The sequence below is a fragment of the Pseudomonas sp. Pseusp10 genome (genome assembly GCF_059492225.1).
Genome location: NZ_CP168528.1, coordinates 2293819 through 2315707, shown reverse-complemented (window position 1 = coordinate 2315707; position 21889 = coordinate 2293819). Strand labels below are relative to the sequence as shown.

The following is a 21889-nucleotide window of genomic DNA, read 5'->3' as shown; positions in this document are numbered from 1 at the left end:
TAAAGTTCTAAAACCCTAGGCTGGATAGCAAATCGTCCACATCGTCCTGACCGGACATAACGTCTTCTCTTTTATCGGCATGAATCTGCGGACCTTCACCCTGAGAGAGATGTTTTTGTGGATCTTTTTCAGCAAGCATCGCTTCACGGTCATGTTCGATGCCCGCAAAGCGGTCCACCTGACTGGCCATCAGCACGAGCTTGAGCAGATTGCTTTCAACTTCGGTGACCAACTGGGTCACGCGTTTGATCACTTGCCCTGTGAGGTCCTGGTAATCCTGGGCGAGCAGGATGTCGTTCAGGTTGCCCGACACCGCGCGATTGTCCGTGCCGCTGCGCACCAGGAAACCGTCGACCCGCCGGGCAAGTTCACGAAACTCTTCAGCGCCGACTTCACGACGCATGAAGCGCCCCCAGTCCGTGCTCAAGGCCTGGGCTTCATCCGCCAGGCTGTTGACCAGCGGCGTGGCATTCTCCACCAGATCCATGGTGCGGTTGGCCGCGGCCTCGGTCAGCTTGACCACATACCCCAGACGCTCGGTGGCGTCGGTGATCTGCGACACTTCTTCGGCTTGCGGCATGTGCGGGTCAATCTGGAAATTGACGATCGCGCTATGCAGCTCGCGAGTGAGCTTGCCCACCTCCTGATACAGGCCGCGGTCACGGGTCTGGTTGAGCTCATGGATCAATTGCACCGCGTCGCCGAACTTGCCTTTTTCAAGGCTCGCGACCAATTCGACGGCGTGTTTTTTCAGGGTCGACTCAAAGTCGCCCAATGAAGTTTCGTTATTGCCCATAGCTCCCCCGTGGCGCACTCATCAACCGATGCGTTCGAAAATCTTCTCGATTTTTTCTTTCAACGCCTGGGCCGTGAAGGGTTTGACCACATAGCCGTTAACGCCGGCCTGGGCCGCTTCGATGATCTGCTCACGCTTGGCTTCAGCGGTCACCATCAGCACCGGCAGGTGCTTGAGCTTTTCATCGGCACGCACGTGGCGCAGCAGATCGATACCGGTCATGCCAGGCATGTTCCAGTCCGTTACCAGAAAGTCGATGCTTCCGCTGTTGAGCACCGGAATGGCGGTAGTGCCATCGTCGGCCTCGACGGTGTTGGTGAACCCAAGGTCACGCAGCAGGTTCTTGATGATCCGCCGCATCGTTGAGAAGTCATCAACGATGAGGATTTTCATGTTCTTGTCCAATTCGACCTCCAAGCAGTCTTAAACGCGCCCAGCACCTGGACGCGCCATTTCAATCAATCCGGCAAAGCACTCAATGACTGTCTGGAGCACAACAGATCGAGACCGGCGCAGTTCAACACCACACCAGCTTCGTTCGCAGTGTCCCCCACACTGCCTTCAGCGCGCTCGCCACTCCCCCAAACGCCCCCGCAAACGGGCCGCGCACTGGCTGTGTAACTGGCTGACCCGAGATTCGCTGACCCCCAGGACCTCACCGATTTCCTTGAGGTTCAACTCTTCGTCGTAGTACAGCGCCAACACCAGTCGCTCACGCTCCGGCAAATTGGCAATCGCATCCGCCAGCGCAGCCTGGAAGCGTTCATCTTCCAGATCGCGTGACGGCTCGAGATGAGCACTCGCGCCATCCTCGTGCAGTCCTTCGTGTTCGCCGTCCTGCAACAGATCGTCGAAACTGAACAGCCGGCTGCCCAGGGTGTCGTTCAAAATTCCGTAGTAATCGTCGAGACTCAATTGGAGTTCGGCCGCAACTTCGTGATCTTTAGCATCACGGCCGGTTTTCGCTTCAATCGAGCGAATGGCATCGCTGACCATGCGCGTATTGCGGTGAACCGAACGTGGCGCCCAGTCCCCCTTGCGCACTTCATCGAGCATGGCGCCGCGGATTCGAATGCCCGCGTACGTCTCGAAACTGGCGCCTTTGCTGGCGTCATATTTGGTCGACACTTCAAGCAGGCCGATCATCCCGGCCTGGATCAGGTCTTCAACCTGGACACTGGCCGGCAAGCGCGCCAGCAAGTGGTAGGCAATGCGTTTAACCAGCGGCGCGTAACGCTCGATCAGCTCGTACTGCGCATCACGTGCCGATGCTTTGTAGAGGTTGTAACCGCTGGCTGTCATAGCACAGGTCCTGCTGTCTGCTGCACGAGGCGCTCGACGAAAAACTCCAGGTGTCCGCGCGGGTTGGCAGGCAGCGGCCAGGTATCGACCTTCTGTGCGATGGCCTTGAACGCCAGCGAGCACTTGGAACGCGGGAAGGCCTCGTAGACGGCGCGCTGCTTCTGCACGGCCTTGCGCACGCTTTCGTCGTAGGGCACCGCGCCGACATATTGCAGGGCGACGTCGAGGAAGCGATCCGTGACCTTGGTCAACTTGGCGAACAGGTTGCGCCCTTCCTGCGGGCTCTGGGCCATGTTGGCCAGGACGCGGAAGCGGTTCATGCCGTAGTCGCGATTGAGCAACTTGATCAAGGCGTAGGCATCGGTAATCGAGGTCGGCTCGTCGCACACCACCAGCAGCACTTCCTGGGCTGCGCGAACGAAGCTGACGACCGAGTCACCAATGCCCGCAGCGGTGTCGATCACCAATACGTCGAGGTTATCGCCGATATCACTGAAGGCCTGGATCAGGCCGGCGTGCTGCGCAGGGCTCAGATGCACCATGCTCTGAGTGCCGGATGCGGCCGGAACGATACGAATGCCACCTGGTCCCTGCAGCAGTACATCGCGCAGTTCGCAGCGGCCCTCGATCACGTCGGCCAGGGTACGTTTGGGTGTCAGGCCCAGTAGAACGTCGACGTTCGCCAACCCCAGGTCGGCGTCCAGCAACATGACGCGCCGGCCAAGCTCAGCCAAAGCCAGGGACAAGTTCACTGACACGTTAGTTTTCCCGACGCCACCTTTGCCGCCGGTCACCGCGATCACCTGTACGGGATGCATGCTGCCCATGTTATTTCTTTACCTTGTCTTGCATAGACGGAGGCCACATTACTGGCTGCGCGTTCGCAAACGGAACAATGCATGGCAGACCATCGATGTAGGTACAAAAACTGTTCATTATTACCTCAGCCAACCTGCTTGGTCGGGCTGTGGTAGATGTCAGCGAACATGTCAGCCATGGCTTCTTCGCTGGGTTCTTCCTGCATTTGCACACTCACGGCGCGACTGACCAACTGGTGACGACGCGGCAGATGGAGATCATCCGGAATCCGCGGACCATCGGTCAGGTACGCCACCGGCAGCTCATGACTGATGGCAAGGCTCAACACCTCACCCAGACTAGCCGTTTCATCCAGTTTAGTCAGGATGCAGCCTGCGAGCCCGCAACGCTTGTAACTGTGGTACGCGGCGGTTAGAACCTGTTTTTGGCTGGTGGTTGCCAGGACCAGATAATTTTTCGAGCGGATGCCACGACCGGCCAGGCTTTCTAGCTGCATGCGCAGGGCCGGATCGCTGGCCTGCAGGCCGGCGGTATCGATCAGCACCACGCGCTTGCGCAGCAAGGGTTCCAGAGCCTGCACCAGGGACTGGCCCGGATCGACGTGGGTCACCGACACATTGAGTATGCGCCCCAGGGTCCTGAGCTGCTCCTGGGCACCAATGCGGAAGCTGTCCATGCTCACCAGCGCAATGTTCTGCGCGCCGTACTTGAGCACGTAACGGGCGGCCAGCTTGGCCAGGGTGGTGGTCTTGCCCATGCCGGCCGGGCCGACCATGGCGATCACACCACCCTCTTCCAGCGGCTCTACTTCCGGCGTAACGATCATGCGCGCCAGGTGCGCCAGCAACATGCGCCAGGCCTGACGAGGCTCTTCGATTTCGGTGATCAGCGCCAGCAGGTCGCGCGACAGCGGGCCAGACAGACCAATGCGTTGCAGGCGACGCCAGAGGTTGGCCTGGTCCGGACGACTGCCCTGCAGCTGATTCCAGGCCAGGGAGCCCAGCTGGACTTCCATGAGTTCACGCAGGCTGTTGAGTTCGAAACGCATCGAGTCGAACGCACGCGGGTCCACGCCTGTGGAGGCGGGCGCCGCAGCCGGTGCAGGACGACGGGGTTCGGTATACGTCGGCTCGATCAGTGGCTCGGCGGCCGTCAGCGGCAGGCCGGCGAACAACTGGCGGTTGGTGCTCTTGTCGCTCTCGCCCTCGCCGCGCAGGCTCAATTCGGCCTGGGCGGTGACGATCCGCGACTGAGTCTTGCGCAGCTCGTCTTCGAGTTCCATGTTCGGAACCCGAGGCGCCAATGCCGACAACTTGTAATCCAGCGCAGCCGTCAGCTCGACACCACCGGCGATCCGGCGGTTGCCAATGATGGCGGCATCAGCGCCCAGCTCATCACGAACCAGCTTCATGGCCTGACGCATATCGGCGGCGAAAAAACGCTTAACTTGCATAAACCACTACCTCAGCCGTTGGGCCCTACTGTCGCAACGATGGTCACTTGCTTGTTGTCAGGGATTTCCTGGTAAGCCAACACGTGCAAACCCGGGACTGCGAGCCGGCCGAATCGCGAGAGCATCGCGCGAACCGGACCGGCCACCAGCAGAATCACCGGCTGACCTTGCATCTCCTGGCGCTGCGCTGCGTCGATCAGCGAGCGTTGCAGCTTCTCAGCCATGCTTGGCTCCAGCAGAACGCCCTCTTCCGAGCCTTGCCCTGCCTTTTGCAGACTATTGAGCAATATCTGTTCCAACCTTGGCTCCAGCGTGATAACTGGTAGCTCCGACTCAGTGCCGACAATGCTTTGCACGATTGCACGGGATACGCCAACACGCACGGCGGCCACCAGAGCGGCGGTATCTTGACTCTTGGCGGCATTGTTGGCGATGGCCTCGGCAATGCTGCGGATATCGCGCACAGGCACTTGTTCGGCCAACAGCGCTTGCAGCACCTTGAGCAGCTGCGACAGCGAAACCACGCCCGGCACCAGTTCCTCGGCCAGTTTCGGCGAGCTTTTGGCCAGTAACTGCATGAGTTGCTGCACTTCTTCGTGACCGATCAGTTCACTGGAATGCTTGTAGAGTATCTGGTTCAAGTGGGTAGCCACGACCGTACTGGCATCGACCACCGTATAACCGAGGGATTGCGCCTGGGCGCGCTGGCTGATTTCGATCCAGACCGCCTCCAGACCGAAAGCCGGATCTTTGGCGGTAATGCCATTGAGCGTACCGTAGACCTGCCCTGGGTTGATCGCCAGCTCGCGATCCGGGTAAATCTCCGCTTCAGCCAGGATCACCCCCATGAGGGTCAGGCGATAGGCACTTGGCGCCAGGTCGAGGTTGTCGCGGATATGCACGGTCGGCATCAGGAAGCCCAGATCCTGGGACAGCTTCTTGCGCACCCCCTTGATCCGTGCCAGCAACTGGCCGCCCTGGTTGCGGTCCACCAGCGGAATCAGGCGATAACCCACTTCCAGGCCGATCATGTCGATGGGCGTCACATCATCCCAGCCAAGCTCCTTGGTCTCCTGGGCGCGGGCCGGCGACGGCAGCAGCTCCTGCTGGCGCTTGACCTCTTGCAGGGCCTGCACCTTGGCGACGTTTTGCTTTCTCCAGAACAGGTACGCGCCACCCGCCGCCAGTGCAGCCATGGTCAGGAAGGAAAAATGCGGCATGCCGGGCACCAGCCCCATCACCGCCATCAGGCCGGCCGAAACGGCCAAGGCTTTGGGCGAGGCGAACATCTGGCGATTGATTTGCTTGCCCATGTCTTCCGAACCGGAAGCACGGGTCACCATGATCGCAGCCGCTGTCGATAACAACAGTGATGGCAATTGCGCCACCAAACCGTCACCGATGGTCAGCAGTGCGTAAACCTTGCCGGCATCGGCAAACGTCATATTGTGCTGGAAGATACCGACCGCCATGCCGCCGATCAGGTTGATGAACAGGATCAACAGGCCGGCAATGGCGTCACCACGGACGAATTTGCTGGCACCGTCCATGGAGCCATAGAACTCGGCTTCCTGGGCGACTTCCGAGCGGCGGGCCTTGGCCTGGGCCTGATCGATCAGGCCGGCGTTGAGGTCGGCGTCGATCGCCATTTGCTTGCCGGGCATCGCATCGAGGGTGAAACGCGCGCTCACCTCGGAAATCCGCCCCGCACCCTTGGTCACCACGACGAAGTTGATGATCATCAAGATCGCGAAGACCACGATACCAACCACGTAGTTGCCGCCGATCACCACCTCACCGAAGGCCTGAATCACCTTGCCGGCAGCGGCGTGACCATCCTGGCCGTGGAGCATGACCACCCGCGTGGAGGCCACGTTCAACGCCAGGCGCAACAGCGTCGCCACCAGCAGAATGGTCGGGAACACCGCGAAATCCAGCGGGCGCAAGGCGTAGACGCAGACCAACAGAACGACAATGGACAGCGCAATGTTGAAGGTGAAGAACACGTCCAGCAGGAACGGCGGCACCGGTAGCATCATCATCGCCAGCATGACCAGCAACAACAGCGGCACGCCCAGATTGCCTCGACTGAGGTCGGCAATGTTGCTGCGGGCACTGTTGATTAACTGAGAGCGATCCACCGGTTTTCCCCGTTCCTTTAAAGCAAACTTTTGACGCCTGAAGCGGGCGCAGGGCGGCTACTGCAAGAAGCTTTCCAACTTTTGCGAGGGTTTGAAATAGAGGGGTTTATCAACGAAATGAGCGCGTGAATTATCCGTAGCAGCTGCCGAGCCCGCGAGGCTGCGTTCGGCTGCGCAGCAGTCGTCAGTTCCCGGCGAGGACTGCGTCCTCGAACGCAGCCTCGCGGGCTCGGCAGCTGCTACAAACTAAAAAGTCAGGTGTCGCGGCGCAAATCCGGCGGAATCGGCAGATCATCCTTGAGCGGATCCGGTCGTTTACCCTTGCCCGCCCGGTACTGTCGAATCTGATAGACGTAAGCCAGCACCTGCGCGACTGCCAGATAGAGCCCGCCGGGAATTTCCTGCTCAAGTTCGGTGGAGTAGTAAATCGACCGCGCCAGCGCCGGCGACTCCAGTAGCAGGATCTCGTTGGCCGCCGCGATCTCACGGATTTTCAGGGCCAGGAAGTCACTGCCCTTGGCCAGCAACACCGGCGCATTACCCTTCTCCGGATCGTACTTGAGGGCCACGGCGTAGTGGGTCGGGTTGGTGATGACCACGTCCGCCTCGGGAACCGCCGCCATCATCCGCCGCTGGGACATTTCGCGCTGCAACTGACGAATCCGCTGCTTGACCTCCGGCCGCCCTTCCTGATCCTTATGCTCGTCGCGCACTTCCTGCTTGGTCATCTTCAGTTTCTTGATGCTTTCCCACAGCTGTATCGGCACGTCCACGGCGGCGATAATGATCAGCCCGCAGGCCATCCACAGGCTGCTCCAGCCAACCACTTGCAGGCTATGAGTGATCGCCCGGTCCAGAGGTTCATGGGCGATGCGTAACAGGTCGTCGATATCCGCCGACAACACCACAAGGGCCACGAACAGCACGATGAAGAACTTCGCCAGCGCCTTGAGCAGTTCGGCCACGGCCTTACCCGAGAACATACGCTTGAGGCCGGCGCCGGGGTTCATGCGGCTGAACTTCGGCGCCATGGTGCCGGCGGAGAACAGCCAGCCCCCGAGAGAGATCGGCCCGATCAACGCCGCCAGGAGCAAGGTGATCATCACCGGCTGAATCGCCAGCAAGGCAATCTGCCCCGAGTGCAGCAGATAGGTTCCCATCGCACGTTGATCCAGCACCACGTCGCGCGACAGGGAAAAGTTCAGGCGCATCAAGTCCATCATTTCCTGGGCAAGCGCCCCTCCGAAGACCAGCAGCGCACCGGCACCGGCGAGCATGATCGCCAGGGTGTTGAGTTCCTTGGAGCGCGCAATCTCACCCTTTTCTCGGGCATCCTTTTTCTTTTTCTCCGTGGGGTCTTCTGTTTTGTCCTGACCGCTTTCGCTCTCAGCCATGACTCAGCGCGCCTTTGCCAATTCGCGTAAAAACTGCAGGGCTTCGGTGGCCAGCGGTTGATACTGATTAATGATGTCCGCCAGCCCGACCCAGACGATAAACAGCCCGAGCACCAGGGTCAGCGGGAAGCCGATAGAGAAGATGTTCAGCTGCGGCGCGGCGCGGGTCATCACGCCAAACGCGATGTTGACCACCAGCAGCGCGGTGATCGCCGGCAGCACCAGCAACAGCGCCGCGCCGAGCACCCAGCCGAGTTTGCCGGCCAGCTCCCAGAAATGATTGACCATCAAGCCGCTACCGACGGGCAACGTGGTGAAGCTTTCGGTGAGCACCTCAAACACCACCAGATGACCGTTCATTGCCAGGAACATCAGTGTCACCAGCATCGTGAAGAACTGCCCGATCACCGCCACCGACACACCGTTGGTGGGGTCAACCATCGAGGCGAAACCCATGCCCATCTGGATCGCGACAATCTGCCCCGCCACCACGAAAGCCTGGAAAAACAGCTGCAGGGAGAAACCCAGTATCGCGCCGACAAGGATCTGCTCGGCAATCAGCAGCAGCCCGCTCAAATCCAGCGCGCTCACTGGCGGCATGGGTGGCAGGTTCGGTGCGATGACCACGGTGATGGCAAGGGAAAAATACAGCCGGATGCGCTTGGGGACCAGGGCGGTGCCGAACACCGGCATGACCATCAGCAAGGCGCCGACGCGGAACAGCGGCAACATGAACGTCGCGACCCAGGTGCTTATCTGGGTATCCGTCAACTGCAGCAGCGAGGACATGGCTTAGCCGATGACCTGCGGAATGCTGCCGTACAACTGCTGGATGTATTCCATGAAAGTCTGCACCAGCCACGGCCCGGCAACGATCAGCGTCACCAACATCACCAACAGACGCGGCAGGAAACTGAGGGTCTGTTCGTTGATCTGGGTGGCCGCCTGGAACATGGCCACCAACAGCCCCACCAGCAAACTTGGAATCACCAGCACGGCGACCATCAAAGTGGTCAGCCACAGCGCTTCACGAAAGATGTCGACCGCAACTTCTGGCGTCATGGCGAGACACCGCCGAAGCTGCTGGCCAGCGTGCCGATGATCAGCGCCCAGCCATCCACCAGCACGAACAGCATGATTTTGAACGGCAGGGAAATGATCAGCGGCGACAGCATCATCATACCCATGGCCATCAACACACTGGCCACGACCAGGTCGATAATCAGGAACGGAATGAAGATCATGAAGCCGATCTGGAACGCCGTTTTCAGCTCGGAGGTTACGAAGGCCGGCACCAGGATGGTCAACGGAGCCTGATCCGGCGTCGCGATGTCAGTGCGCTTGGACAGGCGCATGAACAGCTCCAGATCGCTGGTGCGGGTCTGGGCGAGCATGAAGTCCTTGATCGGCACCTGCGCCTTGGCGACCGCATCCTGGGCCGTCAGTTTTTCCGCCAGATACGGCTGCAGGGCGTCCTGGTTCACCCGGTCGAACACCGGCGCCATGATGAACAGGGTCAGGAACAACGCCATGCCGGTGAGGATCTGGTTCGACGGTGTCTGCTGCAGGCCCAGGGCCTGGCGCAGGATCGAGAAGACAATGATGATCCGGGTGAAGCTGGTCATCAGCATGACAAACGCCGGGATAAAACTCAGCGCGGTCATGATCAGCAGGATTTGCAGGCTGACCGAGTATTCCTGCGCACCCTGCGCATTGGTGCCCAGGGTGATGGCCGGGATCGACAGCGGATCGGCGGCGAATGCCAGCGGTGCGGCCAGCATCAGGGTCAGCGTCAAGACGATGCGTAGCGCACCCATTACTTCTTATCCTTCTGATCTTTACCCAGCATCTCCAGCAGGCGCTGGGCAAATTCCGGCGTCGGCTTTTCGGTACTCGGCACCTGCACCGGCTCCTTGAGGACGTGCAGCGCAGCGATGTTGCCGGGGCTCAGGCCCAACAGAATCTGCTCGTTGCCGACCTGCACCAGTATCAGGCGGTCGCGAGGCCCCAGTGCGCGGGAGCCGACAATTTCGATCACCTGCCCCTTGCCGGCCGGACCGGCCTGCTGGACCCGACGCAGCAGCCAGGCGAGGAGGAAGATCAGCCCCAGCACCAGCAGCAATCCGAACACCAGTTGCGTCAGTTGACCAGCCACACCGCTGCTCACCGCAGGCACAGCAGCCGTGGTCGCCGTGGCGACAGGCTCGGCCCCCAGCAACCTGAACGGCATGGCCAGCGCGGCCCCCAGCAAAGCCCCCAGAACCTTTTTCACTCAGCGCAGCTTCTTGATGCGTTCGCTTGGGCTGATCACGTCCGTCAGGCGGATGCCGAACTTCTCGTTGACCACCACCACTTCGCCGTGGGCGATGAGCGTGCCATTGACCAGCACGTCCAGCGGCTCGCCGGCCAGGCGATCCAGCTCGATCACCGAACCCTGGTTCAGTTGCAACAGGTTGCGGATGTTGATGTCGGTACTGCCCACTTCCATGGAAATCGACACCGGGATATCGAGGATCACGTCCAGGTTCGGACCTTCGAGGCTGACCGGATCGCTGTTTCTCGGCACGCTGCCGAACTCTTCCATGGGCAGGCGGTTGGACGCGGAACTGCCGGAATCGGCGGCCAGCAAGGCGTCGATGTCGGCCTGCCCGGCATCACCGGTTTCTTCCAGGGCCGCTGCCCACTCATCGGCCAGAGCCTGGTCGTCTTGCGTGTTCATATTGTCAGTGTCCTCGGCGAGCAAAAATTCAGAATTCGGTTAATCGCGAATGGGTACGAGCGTCGGTCAACGGCGCTCGATCGGCTCGATCACTTGCAACGCCAGGTTGCCCTTGTGCGAGCCCATCTTGACCTTGAAGGCCGGCACGCCGTTGGCGCGCATGATCATGTCTTCCGGCATATCGACCGGGATCACATCCCCCGGCTGCATGTGCAGGATGTCGCGCAGACGCAACTGACGACGGGCCACCGTCGCACCGATCGGCACGTCGACGTCCAGCACGTCCTGGCGCAGGGCGTTGACCCAGCGCTCGTCCTGGTCGTCGAGGTCCGACTGGAAGCCGGCGTCGAGCATTTCGCGCACTGGCTCGATCATCGAGTACGGCATGGTCACGTGCATGTCGCCGCCACCGCCATCGAGTTCGATGTGGAAGGTCGACACCACAATGGCTTCGCTCGGCCCGACGATGTTGGCCATGGCCGGGTTCACTTCCGAGTTGATGTACTCGAAATTGACTTCCATGATCGCCTGCCAGGCTTCCTTCAAATCGACGAACGCCTGCTCCAGCACCATGCGCACCACACGCAGTTCGGTTGGCGTGAATTCACGCCCTTCGATCTTGGCGTGCCGGCCGTCACCGCCGAAGAAATTGTCCACCAGCTTGAACACCAGCTTGGCGTCGAGGATGAACAGCGCGGTGCCGCGCAGGGGTTTGATCTTGACCAGGTTGAGACTGGTCGGCACGTACAGCGAGTGCACGTATTCGCCGAACTTCATCACCTGCACGCCGCCGACCGCCACGTCTGCCGAACGACGCAGCATGTTGAACATGCTGATGCGGGTATAGCGGGCGAAACGCTCGTTGATCATTTCCAGGGTCGGCATGCGTCCACGGACGATGCGATCCTGGCTGGTCAGGTCATAGCTTTTGACGGTGCCGGGTTCGGCAGCGTTTTCGGTCTCTACCAGACCGTCGTCGACGCCATGCAGCAGCGCGTCGATCTCATCCTGGGACAGCAGGTCCTGCACGGCCATGTCGTGTTCCTACTGCAGTACGAAATTAGTGAAAAGCAACTGTTCGATCACCACTTTGCCGAGCTCTTTCTGCGCCACTTCCTGCACGCTGGCGGTGGCTTTCTGCCGCAGCATTTCCTGACCGACCGGCGACGCGAGGGTCGCAAAGTCCTGCCCGGAGAACAGCATGACCAGGTTATTGCGGATCACCGGCATATGGACCTTGAGTGCATCCAGATCCGCCTGGTTACGGCCGAGCATGGTGATGCTCACTTGCATGTAGCGCTGGCGACCGTTCTGGTTGAAATTGGCCACGAAAGCCGGTGCCATCGACTCGAAAATCGCTGGCTGCTTGCCGACAGGACCGGTTTGCGCCACGTCGGCGGCAGGCTTGCTCTGAGCGCTATGCATGAAGTACCAGGTCGCCCCCACAGACACACCGATCGCCAGCAGCAGGGCCACCACGATCACGATAATCAGCTTGAGTTTGCCTTTGGTTGCGGGGTCTTTTACTGCTGCGTCGCTCTTCGCCATGCCAATAATCCGTCACTATTCGGGTTTTCACAGTCGCACGGCAAGGCAAGAGCAAGTGTTATGCCAGAAATGTCGGGGGAGATGGACGGACCGACTTCGGTCGCAAGATCACCACAAAGCCACTGTGGGAGCGAGCTTGCTCGCGATGGCGGCGTGACAGTCGATGAAAACTTGACTGCCAGGCCCTCATCGCGAGCAAGCTCGCTCCTACAGGGGTTTTGCGTTTGATCAGGCGTAGTAATCGACCGCGCTGGAGCCGATCACGCTGGTGGTATTGGCAGCCACCTCAGCGATGCCCGGGGCCATGTCGTCATCCATTGAATCGAGGCCACCGCCGCTGGCGCTGGTCCGTCCGCTTTGACTTTGCTGGGCTTGTTCCTGCCCCTGTTGCGAACCACGGGACTGGTCCGAAACGTTGACATCGACCTGCCCCATGCCCTGCTGCGCAAACATGTCGCGCAAGCGATGGACCTGCCCATCCAGCGCCTCACGGACACCCGGATGCGCACTCATGAACGTGACTTGGGTCTGTTGATCGGGAACCATGTTCACCCGAATGTCCAGGCGTCCCAGCTCGGCAGGCTGCAACTGGATGTCCGCGGCCTTGAGATTGGCACTGGACAGGTACATGACCCGGTTCACCACCTCTTCGGTCCAGCCGCTCTGGTGCATGGCGATCTGCTGGTTCACCGGCAAGGCATTGGCGGTCTTCGGTGTGGCCGCCTGGGTCAGCGCTGCCAGGCGGTTGGCGAAATCATCGACACGGGTGTCGCTGCTGGCGGACTTGAGATCCTTCAGACCGTCCTCGATCAAGCCGCTAAAAGCCTTGTCGTCGCCCTGGCTGGTGCTGTTCTTGTCGGCCTGAACATCCAGCATGGTCGCCATGCCAGCGGTAAAGTTTTGCGCCGATGTCAGCTCACCGTCTGCCTGGGCTTGCGCCTGTGTCGCAGCAGCCTTGGGCTGCGCCTGACTGGTAGCCGATACGTGACCGCTCTGCTCCATCGCCAGGCGTAACGCCGGCAGGGCGTCGAGTGGATCGGCCTCGGGATCGAAGTCGCCGTCAGCGCTGGTCGGCGCCGGAACGTTTGCAGCCGTGATCGCCGCAGTAACCGGCGCTTCAACCGTTGGCGGCATCGCATCGGCGATGGCAGGCGCTACTGGCGCCGGCACCACTGGCTGTATGGCTTGCTGCGATGCAGGATCAAGCGCCGGATCGACCGGCGCGGCATCGACGACCTGAGCCGGGCCGGCCTCTGACGCATCATCGCCGGCGGTCTTGTCGTCAGCCTGCAGCGATTTGTCGGCAGGCAAGGATTTGCCGCCATCGGCAACCACCGGCTCCCCGGCGGCAGACTTGTCGTCGCCAGCGTCGTTCTTTGCGCCGACACCGCAGGTTTTGTCACGATCAGGCTTGAACGAAGCATCCGCCAACGCATTGGGCTTGTTCTGGGCCTGATTGGCGTAGACATGAGCGAAGCTTGCAGCCTTGTCCCCGGGCTCAGCGGCCAGTGCCGGAGGATTGGCGGACGCCGCTTGAATCTTGGCCTGCCTTGAGGCCTGAAGCAGAATATTGGGGGTAACGGGCATGAAACGGTCTCCGCTGCACGGGGCTCGTAAGTACAGTTGAATGAATTAACTGCAAAGGTCGAGCCAGTTTCACTCGAAGGAGATAAAACGCAGCGAGTACTCAGATTTTCGCCGGGCAACGCTGTCGTTCAGCTTCGTACAGAGGTCGGATTCCGGCGAATTCGCGGTCGATTTCACGGACCAGTTCCTGAACGGCGGCCCATGGCAAATCTTTGGCCTGCTGTTCAAGTTGATGGCATAGCTCGGTCAGCCTGAGTGCGCCCATGTTGCTGCAGCTGCCTTTGAAGCTATGGGCGGTTTCAATGAGCAATGCGGCACTGTCAGCCGCTCTCAGGACTTTCAGGCGCTCTTCGGAATCCGCAAGAAAGACATCCAGCAGATCCGGATAGGCGTCTTCCATCACTTCCTGTAATGCACTCAGTACGTCGCGATCCACATGTGTGTCGTCCACTTGTTCACTCCTTGATCAAGAATGCGCGGATTATGCCTGAGCCTCCCAGACAAACTCCACGCGTGCACTTCGACCATCGTCGGTCCAGCGGGCATTACGCCCGAACTGGCGGATCAGACTGACCCCACGTCCCGACAGGCGGATGTCATCCACAGGCCTTGCCATCACCCGCTCGACATCAAAACCCTTGCCGCTGTCTTCGATGTGAATCGTCAGGCAACCGCCGTCGTCTGTTGGCGTCACCTGAAAATGCAACCGAACATAGCCTTCCTGCAGCTCGTCCAGCCGGGTATTGCGCTCTTGATAATACCGCGCAAACCCCGAGGCATCGCGCTTGAGGCTCGAATCCAGTCCCAGTACGCCATGCTCCAGCGCATTGGAATAGAGTTCCGCCAGCACACTGTAGAGCGCTCCGCTCTGCGCCCGAAGGCCATGGACCTCAAGCAGCAATTGCAACAGGTAGGGTAACGGATTGAATCGCTTGAGCGTGGCGGCGCGAAACTCGAAACTCACCGACCAGTCCAGCGGACAGGACTGGCCGCTGTCGGAGTAGACCAATGCCGGTGGAGTGATCTGCGCCGGCTCCAGCAAGCTGATTTCGACCATGCTGACATCGTCGCGTGCTTCTCCGCCGAAATGACGCAGCGCTTGTTCGATCTCTTCGAACAGCGCAGCCGGCTGGCGATTGGCGGCAAACACCTGCTGCAATCGCTGCACGCCAAACAACTGATCATTGGCGTCGCAGGTGTCGATCACGCCATCGGACAGGAGAAACACCCGATCCCCGAGCGCCATGGGAAACACCTCGGTACGCTCATCGAAGGATTCCGGGCTCAGCACCCCCAAAGGCAGGTGCCGCGCCGGCAGAGGCGTGCGCTCACCACTGGCTATGCGATGCAGGTAACCATCCGGCATTCCGCCGTTCCAGACTTCCACCGAACGACGCTGAAAACTCAGGCACAACAACGTGGCACAACAGAACATGTCCACCGGCAGGATGCGCTTGAGCTTGGCATTCATCTCGCGCAGGGTTTCTGCCAGGCCGTAACCCTTGGCGGTCATCCCGTAAAAGACTTCGGCCAAGGGCATGGCGCCCACCGCCGCCGGCAAGCCGTGGCCGGTGAAGTCGCCCAGTAGCACGTGCATGTCTCCGGCCGGCGTGAACGCGGCCAGCAGCAGGTCGCCGTTGAACAGCGCATAGGGCGATTGCAGATAACGGATATTCGGAGCGGCAGTCAGGCAGCCGGAGTGCGCCACCTTGTCGAAAACAGCCTTGGCCACGCGCTGCTCGTTGAGCAGGTAATCGTGATGCCTGGCGATCTGGTCACGCTGTTGCAGCACGGTATCCTGCAGCCGCCGCAAGCGATCCATGGCCTTGATCTTGGCAGCGAGGATCACCTGGTTATAGGGTTTCGCCAGAAAGTCGTCACCGCCGACCTCCAGACAACGAGCCAGGGCTTCGCTTTCGGACAACGATGTGAGGAAGATGATCGGCACCAGGGTTTCCCCGGCCAGGACCTTGATTTGCCGGGCCGCCTCGAAACCGTCCATGACCGGCATCATCGCATCCATCAACACCATGTGCGGTTGTTGCCGGCGAAACGCGTCGACCGCTTCGGCGCCGTTGGCCGCCGTCAGCACTTCGTGCCCCTGGCGGCGCAGGATGCTCGACAACAGCAGGCGATCGGCGGCGCTGTCCTCGGCAATCAGGATCGTCAGCGGCTCCAGTGGCTGCATGACAATCAACTGATGTCGAACAGTTTGTCGAAGTTGGAGATGGCGAGGATTTTGCGCACATCGGTACTGCTGTTGACGACGCGCACATCGGAGTCGTCGCCACCGGCATGATCGCGCAGCAAGAGCAGCATGCCCAGGGCCGAGCTGTCCAGATAGGTCGCGTCTTTCAAATCGACGACTATCGAACTCGGCAACTTGCCGTCGGGGCGCTCATAAGACTCACGAAACTCCTGATGCTTGGCGAAATCGAAACGCCCCTTGACCGAGATCGTCAGCTTTCGCCCATCGGGTGAGACTTCTGTAACAACTGGCATGTCATGGCTTCCTTGTCATTGGTAAACCTGCTTGTACAAGGTTTAGCAGTTGGTAGAGGTTGGGGCAAGGCTGGAAACATGTGGAGTCAGCGAGATCGCTTTCGCGGGCAAGCCACGCTCCCACAGGATTTGCGCCATTTCAAAGTTGGCGAAAAACCTGTGGGAGCGTGGCTTGCCCGCGATGAACGATAACGCGGTCCACCTGATTCAATTCAATACTGATCCTGCCGCGGCAAGCGCTGGGACAATTCATCCAGCAATTTCTGTTCGCGCCTGTCTTCAAGCGCCCGCGCCTCATCGGCATAGCGCTGAACCAGTTTGCGCAAGCCTTCGACCCGGGCAAACGCCTGTTGCCAGGTTTCCCGGGCCTTGTTCAGGTTGTTCTGATGCCAGGCCAGGCTTTGCCGCTGCTGGTCGATGGCCGTGCCAAGCTGCGCGAGAAAGCCCTGATAACCCAGCAGCCATTGGCCCGAGACGCCGCCACTGCCGCGCACGATCCATTGTTCCTGATAGTCGAGACGAAAGGCTTCGAGGTCAGCGAGCTTGCTTTCCGCCAGGCGAACCTGTCCTTGAAAATGCCCCAGGCGCTGGACTGCGGTTTTCTCTGCCTTTTCGGCCATTTCCACCACCGGCGCCAGCCTTCCTGCCCGACTCTGGGCCATGACCGCTTAACCGCCTGCCGCCGGCGCGAAGATCGAGGCGAGATACGCTTCGCTTTCGCCCAGGCTGATGCTGTCGTTGAGGCCCTGGCGCAGGTACTTGACCAATTGCGGTTGCAGGGAAATCGCCAGGTCGGTCTCACGGTCGCCGCCCGCGACATAGGCGCCAACACTGATCAGGTCGCGGCTTTGCTGATAACGCGACCACAGTTGCTTGAAGTACTGCGCACGGGTCATGTGTTCCGGCGATACCACTGCCGGCATCACCCGGCTGATGGACGCCTCGATATCAATGGCCGGGTAATGCCCTTCCTCGGCCAGGCGCCGGGACAACACGATATGTCCATCGAGTACGCCCCGCGCCGAGTCGGCAATCGGGTCCTGCTGGTCGTCGCCTTCGGACAACACGGTGTAGAACGCGGTGATCGAACCACCGCCCTTCTCCGCGTTGCCGGCCCGCTCCACCAGTTTCGGCAGCTTGGCGAATACCGACGGCGGATAGCCCTTGGTCGCCGGTGGCTCGCCGATGGCCAGGGCGATTTCCCGCTGGGCCTGGGCGAAACGGGTCAGGGAGTCCATGAGCAACAGGACATTCTTGCCCTTATCGCGGAAATATTCGGCGATTCGTGTGCAATACATGGCGGCGCGCAGACGCATCAGCGGCGCATCGTCCGCCGGGGACGCCACCACTACTGAACGCTTGAGGCCTTCTTCACCGAGAATATGCTCGATGAATTCCTTGACCTCACGACCCCGCTCACCGATCAGCCCGACGACGATGATGTCGGCCTCGGTGAAGCGCGTCATCATCCCCAGCAACACCGATTTACCCACGCCGGTACCGGCGAACAGACCAAGGCGCTGACCACGACCGACCGTCAACATGCCATTGATGCAACGAATACCGACGTCCAGCGGCTCGCTGATCGGCTCACGCTTGAGCGGGTTGATGGTCGGGCCGTCCATCGGCACCCAGTCCTCGGCCTTCATCCCGCCCTTGCCGTCCAGTGCACGACCGGCGCCATCGAGCACCCGCCCGAGCATGCTCATACCCATCGGCAAGCGACCGCTATCCGACAGGGGAACGACCCGAGCGCCAGGGGCGATACCGGCGACACTGCCGACCGGCATCAGAAAAACCTTGCTGCCGGAAAAGCCCATGACTTCGGCTTCGACCTGCACCGGGTGATAACTGTCGTCGTTGATGACCATGCAACGGCTGCCCATGGCAGCGCGCAGGCCCTCGGCTTCGAGGGTCAGGCCGACCATGCGTAGCAAGCGGCCCTCAAGGATCGGCGCACCGGCAAGCTCCGTGGCCTCGGCATAACTGCCCAGGCGCTTGGCGAAACTGGTGCGTTCAAGGCGCATCAGGCGCATCCGGTTCTGGCCCGGTAACCGGTTTGCTGTCGATCGGCAGTTCCAGGCTCAAGTCCGGCGTGGCCGGGTGCAATGCTTGTTCGTGCAACTGATCGAACAGCTTGTCCATCACCCGCGCGATGCGGGTTTCAACCGTGGCGTCGATGCGGCTGTGTTCCGTCTCGACCCGGCAACCGCCAGGCAGCAGCGACTCGTCCTCGACAATGCGCCAGGTTTCCTCATGGCGCTCACGCAGGGCTTTGACCTGTTCGAAATCCTGCGGATTGATGTACAGCCGTACATTGCCCACGCCCAGCGGCAGGAGCTTGAGGGCTTCACGCATGACATGCTGGATCTGCGTCGAATCGATTGCCAGTTCGCGCTCAATCACCTGTTTGGTGATGTGCTGCACGAGGTCGACCAATGACTTTTCAATCTGGGTGTCCTGTTCGGCGATGGGCTCGAACAGGTGCGCCATCAGTTGCTCCAGACCGGCGATCTTGGCAGCCAGCGCTACTTCCGCTTCCTGGCGAACCTTGAGCGTGGTGCTGTGGAAACCTTCTTTCTCGCCCACCGCGAAGCCTTCGTTGTAGGCTTCCTGGCGAATGCTTTCGAGTTCTTCGAGGGTCAGTGGCTGGACTTCCTCCAGCGGCACTTCCTCCATCTCCGGCGGCTCGGGCTCAGGCTCCGGTTCCGGCTCGGGTTCCGGCGGGTCGAAACTGGGCAGCGCCCAGGTATCGAAGCCACTGACATCCCTGGCCCGGATCAGGTCAGTGGGTGCGTCATCATTCTTGACCATGGTGTTAGATCATTTCCTCGCCGCCTTTGCCGCCGAGAACGATTTCTCCGGCTTCGGCCATACGGCGGGCGATGGTGAGGATTTCCTTCTGCGCGGTTTCCACGTCGCTGACGCGCACCGGGCCCTTGGCTTCCAGATCGTCGCGCAACAGTTCGGCCGCACGCTTGGACATGTTCTTGAAGATCTTCTCCTTGACGCCTTCGTCCGACCCCTTGAGGGCCAGTACCAGCACGTCGGAAGACACCTCGCGGAGCAGCGCCTGGATCCCGCGGTCGTCGACATCGGCCAGGTTGTTGAAGACGAACATGAGGTCTTCGATCTGACCGGACAGGTCTTCGTCGACTTCGCGGATCGAGTCCATCAACTGGCCTTCGATCGAGCTGTCAAGGAAGTTCATGATGTCCGCCGCACGCTTGATGCCACCCAGGGTGGTGCGCGAGGCATTCGAATTGCCGGAGAACTGTTTCTCGAGAATCTGGTTGAGCTCTTTCAGGGCCGCTGGCTGTACGGTGTTCAGCGAGGAGACCCGCAGGATGATGTCCAGTCGAACCTTGTGGTCGAAGTTGCCAAGCACTTCACCGGCCTGGTCCGGATCAAGATACGCCACCACGATCGCCTGGATCTGCGGGTGCTCATATCGGATCACATCGGCGACGGCGCGCGGTTCCATCCACTTCAGGCTGTCGAGGCCGCTGGTGTTGCCACCGAGCAGGATGCGGTCGATCAGGCCGTTGGCCTTGTCTTCGCCCAAAGCCTGGGTGAGCATTTTGCGCACATAGTCGTCTGAGCCGACACCCAGGCCGGTCTGGTCGCCGACGATATCGACGAACTCGCTCATCACCTGCTGGACCTGCTCGCGGTGCACATTCCCCATCTGGGCCATGGCCACACCCACGCGCTGAACCTCTTTCGGGCCCATGTGGCGCAGCACCTGGGCCGCGTCGGTGGAGCCCAGGGACAGCAACAGGATGGCGGCCTTGTCGACCTTGGACAGTTTGGCGGCAACGGCTCGGTTATCACTCATCTGCGTTAATCCACTCTTTCACGACCTGGGCCACACGACCCGGATCTTCTGCCACCAGACTCTTGATTGCGTTCAACTGAGCGTCATAGCCTTCGCTCGGGCTCGGCAGCAGAATGCTTTGCGGGCCGCCGAGGCTGACGCGGTCGTTGGCCAACTCGCCATCCAGACCGCCCATGCCGCCCAGCTCGACGTCACTACCGATACCAGCCAACTGCTTGCCTTTGCCGCCACCGGTGATGTTGTTGAGCACCGGACGCAGCACGCCGAACACCAGCACCAGGATGAACAGCACACCCAGCACTTGCTTGACGATGTCCCAGAACCACGGCTGGGAGTAGAACGGAATATCGGCAATCACTTCACCACGCTCGGCGGAGAACGGCATGTTGATCACGCTGACACTGTCTCCACGGCTGGCATCGAAGCCGACCGCATCCTGAACCAGACGAGTGAAGCGCGCCAATTCATCGGCGCTCCACGGCGCACGGGTGGTTTCGCCATTGGCCGGGTTGATCTTGACCTGGTCATCAACGACGACCGACACCGACAGGCGATTCAATCGCCCCTGTTGCTGTTTGGTATGGCTGATGGAACGATCGAGCTCGAAGTTCCTGGTCGATTGTTGGCGCTTGTCCGCCGGGTACGGTGCGAGCATTGGCTGACCGGTGGCCGGGTCCATGATTTGCTGGCCGTTCGCATCGATCAGCGGCTGGCCTGGCTGCACCATGCCGGCCGACGCGGTGGCGCCACCGGTGGTTTGTGGCGCGGAGGCCGGCGACGGTGGCTGGTTGCTCAACGCCCCTGGCACACCTTGCGGGCCGTTGCTGGCGGTACGCTGTTCGTTGACCGACTGTTCGCTGCGCAGGGCAGGCTGGTCCGGATTGAACTGCTCGGAAGTCGACTCGACGGCGCTGAAATCCACGTCGGCCGAGACTTCGGCCTTGTAACGATCGTTGCCCAGCACCGGCTGCAGGATGTTGTGCACACGCTGGGTGAGCATGCTTTCCATGCGACGGCTGTAGTCGAACTGCTTGCCGGCCATGGTCAGTTCGGAGTTTTCCGCCTGATCCGAGAGCAGGTTGCCCTTCTGGTCGACGACTGTGATCTGCGACTTGCTGAGTTCGGGAACGCTGGTCGCCACCAGGTTGATGATGGCCACGACCTGGCCTGGTTCGAGGGAGCGACCGGAATAGAGTTCAACCAGGACCGAAGCGCTGGGCTTGCGTTCGTCGCGCACGAATACCGAACTTTTCGGGATCGCCAGGTGCACGCGGGCACCCTTGACGTTGTTCAGGCTGGAAATGGTGCGGGCCAGTTCGCCTTCTAGGCCGCGACGATAACGCGTAGCCTCCATGAACTGACTAGTGCCCAGCCCCTGTTCCTTGTCGAGAATTTCAAAACCGATGTTGCCATCGCTGGGAGTGACACCAGCAGCCGCGAGCTTGAGCCGCGCACGGGACAGGTCATCGGCCTTGACCAGCAAGGCACCGGAATTGGGTTCGACGGTGTACGGAATATCGGCGGAGGCCAGGGTCTCCATGACCTGCTTGGCGTCCATGCCGGCAAGGCTGCCGTACAGAGGCCGGTAGTCCGGCTGTTGAGACCACAACACCACGGCAAAACCAATCGCCACGCTCGCAGCCAGGCCGACCAACAGGCCCACCTGACGCAACATGGTCATCTCGGAAAGGTTTTCCAGGAAGGACAACCCGAACAGCGGCGGCTTACCGTCTATCGGAGTGGCCTTGGCCGGAACGTTATCGGCGACTGCTTCTGCCATGACTCAATCT

General features: G+C 60.6%; 23 protein-coding genes. All 23 read right to left on the bottom strand.

Annotated features, from left to right (window positions below):
- Positions 1-7: 7 nt before the first annotated feature.
- Positions 8-796 (bottom strand): protein phosphatase CheZ, encoded by a 789-nt coding sequence (locus ACEN8Z_RS10375; RefSeq protein WP_007975364.1) that lies wholly within the window; start codon positions 794-796, stop codon positions 8-10.
- Positions 797-817: 21 nt separating this feature from the next.
- Positions 818-1189 (bottom strand): chemotaxis response regulator CheY, encoded by a 372-nt coding sequence (locus tag ACEN8Z_RS10370; RefSeq protein ID WP_003183998.1) that lies wholly within the window; start codon positions 1187-1189, stop codon positions 818-820.
- A 168-nt stretch (positions 1190-1357) separates the two neighbouring features.
- Complete coding sequence (gene fliA, locus ACEN8Z_RS10365; protein ID WP_008001745.1) at positions 1358-2098, bottom strand: RNA polymerase sigma factor FliA; 741 nt, start codon at positions 2096-2098, stop codon at positions 1358-1360.
- Positions 2095-2925, bottom strand: a complete 831-nt coding sequence (fleN, locus tag ACEN8Z_RS10360; RefSeq protein ID WP_008001746.1) for a flagellar synthesis regulator FleN — start codon at positions 2923-2925, stop codon at positions 2095-2097. Before fleN ends, fliA begins: the two co-directional genes overlap by 4 nt.
- A 116-nt stretch (positions 2926-3041) precedes the next feature.
- On the bottom strand, positions 3042-4370 hold the full coding sequence (flhF, locus tag ACEN8Z_RS10355; protein ID WP_495597561.1) for a flagellar biosynthesis GTPase FlhF: 1329 nt from the start codon (positions 4368-4370) through the stop codon (positions 3042-3044).
- A gap of 11 nt (positions 4371-4381) precedes the next feature.
- A complete protein-coding gene (gene flhA / locus ACEN8Z_RS10350; RefSeq protein ID WP_007975358.1) occupies positions 4382-6511 on the bottom strand; it encodes a flagellar biosynthesis protein FlhA in 2130 nt (709 codons plus the stop codon).
- 254 nt (positions 6512-6765) lie between these two features.
- Positions 6766-7905, bottom strand: a complete 1140-nt coding sequence (flhB, locus tag ACEN8Z_RS10345) for a flagellar biosynthesis protein FlhB (RefSeq protein ID WP_495597560.1) — start codon at positions 7903-7905, stop codon at positions 6766-6768.
- 3 nt (positions 7906-7908) lie between these two features.
- Positions 7909-8694, bottom strand: coding sequence for a flagellar biosynthetic protein FliR (fliR, locus tag ACEN8Z_RS10340; RefSeq protein WP_495597559.1), 786 nt, complete (start codon positions 8692-8694; stop codon positions 7909-7911).
- A gap of 3 nt (positions 8695-8697) precedes the next feature.
- Entirely contained in the window at positions 8698-8967 is a 270-nt protein-coding gene (gene fliQ / locus ACEN8Z_RS10335; protein WP_007975354.1) for a flagellar biosynthesis protein FliQ, read from the bottom strand.
- Positions 8964-9722: a flagellar type III secretion system pore protein FliP gene (fliP, locus tag ACEN8Z_RS10330; protein WP_008001750.1), complete on the bottom strand. Its 759-nt coding sequence runs from the start codon at positions 9720-9722 to the stop codon at positions 8964-8966. Before fliP ends, fliQ begins: the two co-directional genes overlap by 4 nt.
- Entirely contained in the window at positions 9722-10177 is a 456-nt protein-coding gene (fliO, locus tag ACEN8Z_RS10325) for a flagellar biosynthetic protein FliO (protein WP_495597558.1), read from the bottom strand. The genes fliP and fliO overlap by 1 nt, the downstream gene beginning before the upstream one ends.
- Positions 10178-10624: a flagellar motor switch protein FliN gene (fliN, locus tag ACEN8Z_RS10320; RefSeq protein WP_495597557.1), complete on the bottom strand. Its 447-nt coding sequence runs from the start codon at positions 10622-10624 to the stop codon at positions 10178-10180.
- A 66-nt stretch (positions 10625-10690) separates the two neighbouring features.
- On the bottom strand, positions 10691-11659 hold the full coding sequence (fliM, locus tag ACEN8Z_RS10315; RefSeq protein WP_008001753.1) for a flagellar motor switch protein FliM: 969 nt from the start codon (positions 11657-11659) through the stop codon (positions 10691-10693).
- Positions 11660-11668: 9 nt separating this feature from the next.
- Positions 11669-12172 carry a flagellar basal body-associated protein FliL gene (fliL, locus tag ACEN8Z_RS10310; protein WP_008001755.1) on the bottom strand — a complete coding sequence of 168 codons (504 nt, stop codon included), beginning with the start codon at positions 12170-12172 and terminating at the stop codon, positions 11669-11671.
- A gap of 228 nt (positions 12173-12400) precedes the next feature.
- On the bottom strand, positions 12401-13759 hold the full coding sequence (locus ACEN8Z_RS10305; RefSeq protein WP_495597556.1) for a flagellar hook-length control protein FliK: 1359 nt from the start codon (positions 13757-13759) through the stop codon (positions 12401-12403).
- A 100-nt stretch (positions 13760-13859) separates the two neighbouring features.
- Positions 13860-14210, bottom strand: coding sequence for an Hpt domain-containing protein (locus ACEN8Z_RS10300; protein WP_495597555.1), 351 nt, complete (start codon positions 14208-14210; stop codon positions 13860-13862).
- 30 nt (positions 14211-14240) lie between these two features.
- Positions 14241-15947, bottom strand: a complete 1707-nt coding sequence (locus ACEN8Z_RS10295) for an ATP-binding SpoIIE family protein phosphatase (RefSeq protein WP_495597554.1) — start codon at positions 15945-15947, stop codon at positions 14241-14243.
- A 5-nt stretch (positions 15948-15952) separates the two neighbouring features.
- Positions 15953-16261: an STAS domain-containing protein gene (locus tag ACEN8Z_RS10290; RefSeq protein ID WP_108231295.1), complete on the bottom strand. Its 309-nt coding sequence runs from the start codon at positions 16259-16261 to the stop codon at positions 15953-15955.
- Between the two features lie 212 nt (positions 16262-16473).
- Complete coding sequence (fliJ, locus tag ACEN8Z_RS10285) at positions 16474-16923, bottom strand: flagellar export protein FliJ (RefSeq protein WP_102699429.1); 450 nt, start codon at positions 16921-16923, stop codon at positions 16474-16476.
- 6 nt (positions 16924-16929) lie between these two features.
- The gene (fliI, locus tag ACEN8Z_RS10280; protein ID WP_108231385.1) at positions 16930-18288 is read right to left on the bottom strand and encodes a flagellar protein export ATPase FliI; all 1359 of its coding nucleotides are present in this window, start codon (positions 18286-18288) and stop codon (positions 16930-16932) included.
- The gene (gene fliH / locus ACEN8Z_RS10275) at positions 18278-19075 is read right to left on the bottom strand and encodes a flagellar assembly protein FliH (RefSeq protein WP_495597553.1); all 798 of its coding nucleotides are present in this window, start codon (positions 19073-19075) and stop codon (positions 18278-18280) included. Before fliH ends, fliI begins: the two co-directional genes overlap by 11 nt.
- A gap of 4 nt (positions 19076-19079) precedes the next feature.
- Positions 19080-20099 (bottom strand): flagellar motor switch protein FliG, encoded by a 1020-nt coding sequence (gene fliG, locus ACEN8Z_RS10270; protein WP_008001771.1) that lies wholly within the window; start codon positions 20097-20099, stop codon positions 19080-19082.
- The gene (gene fliF, locus ACEN8Z_RS10265) at positions 20092-21879 is read right to left on the bottom strand and encodes a flagellar basal-body MS-ring/collar protein FliF (protein ID WP_495597552.1); all 1788 of its coding nucleotides are present in this window, start codon (positions 21877-21879) and stop codon (positions 20092-20094) included. The genes fliG and fliF overlap by 8 nt, the downstream gene beginning before the upstream one ends.
- Positions 21880-21889 lie beyond the last annotated feature (10 nt).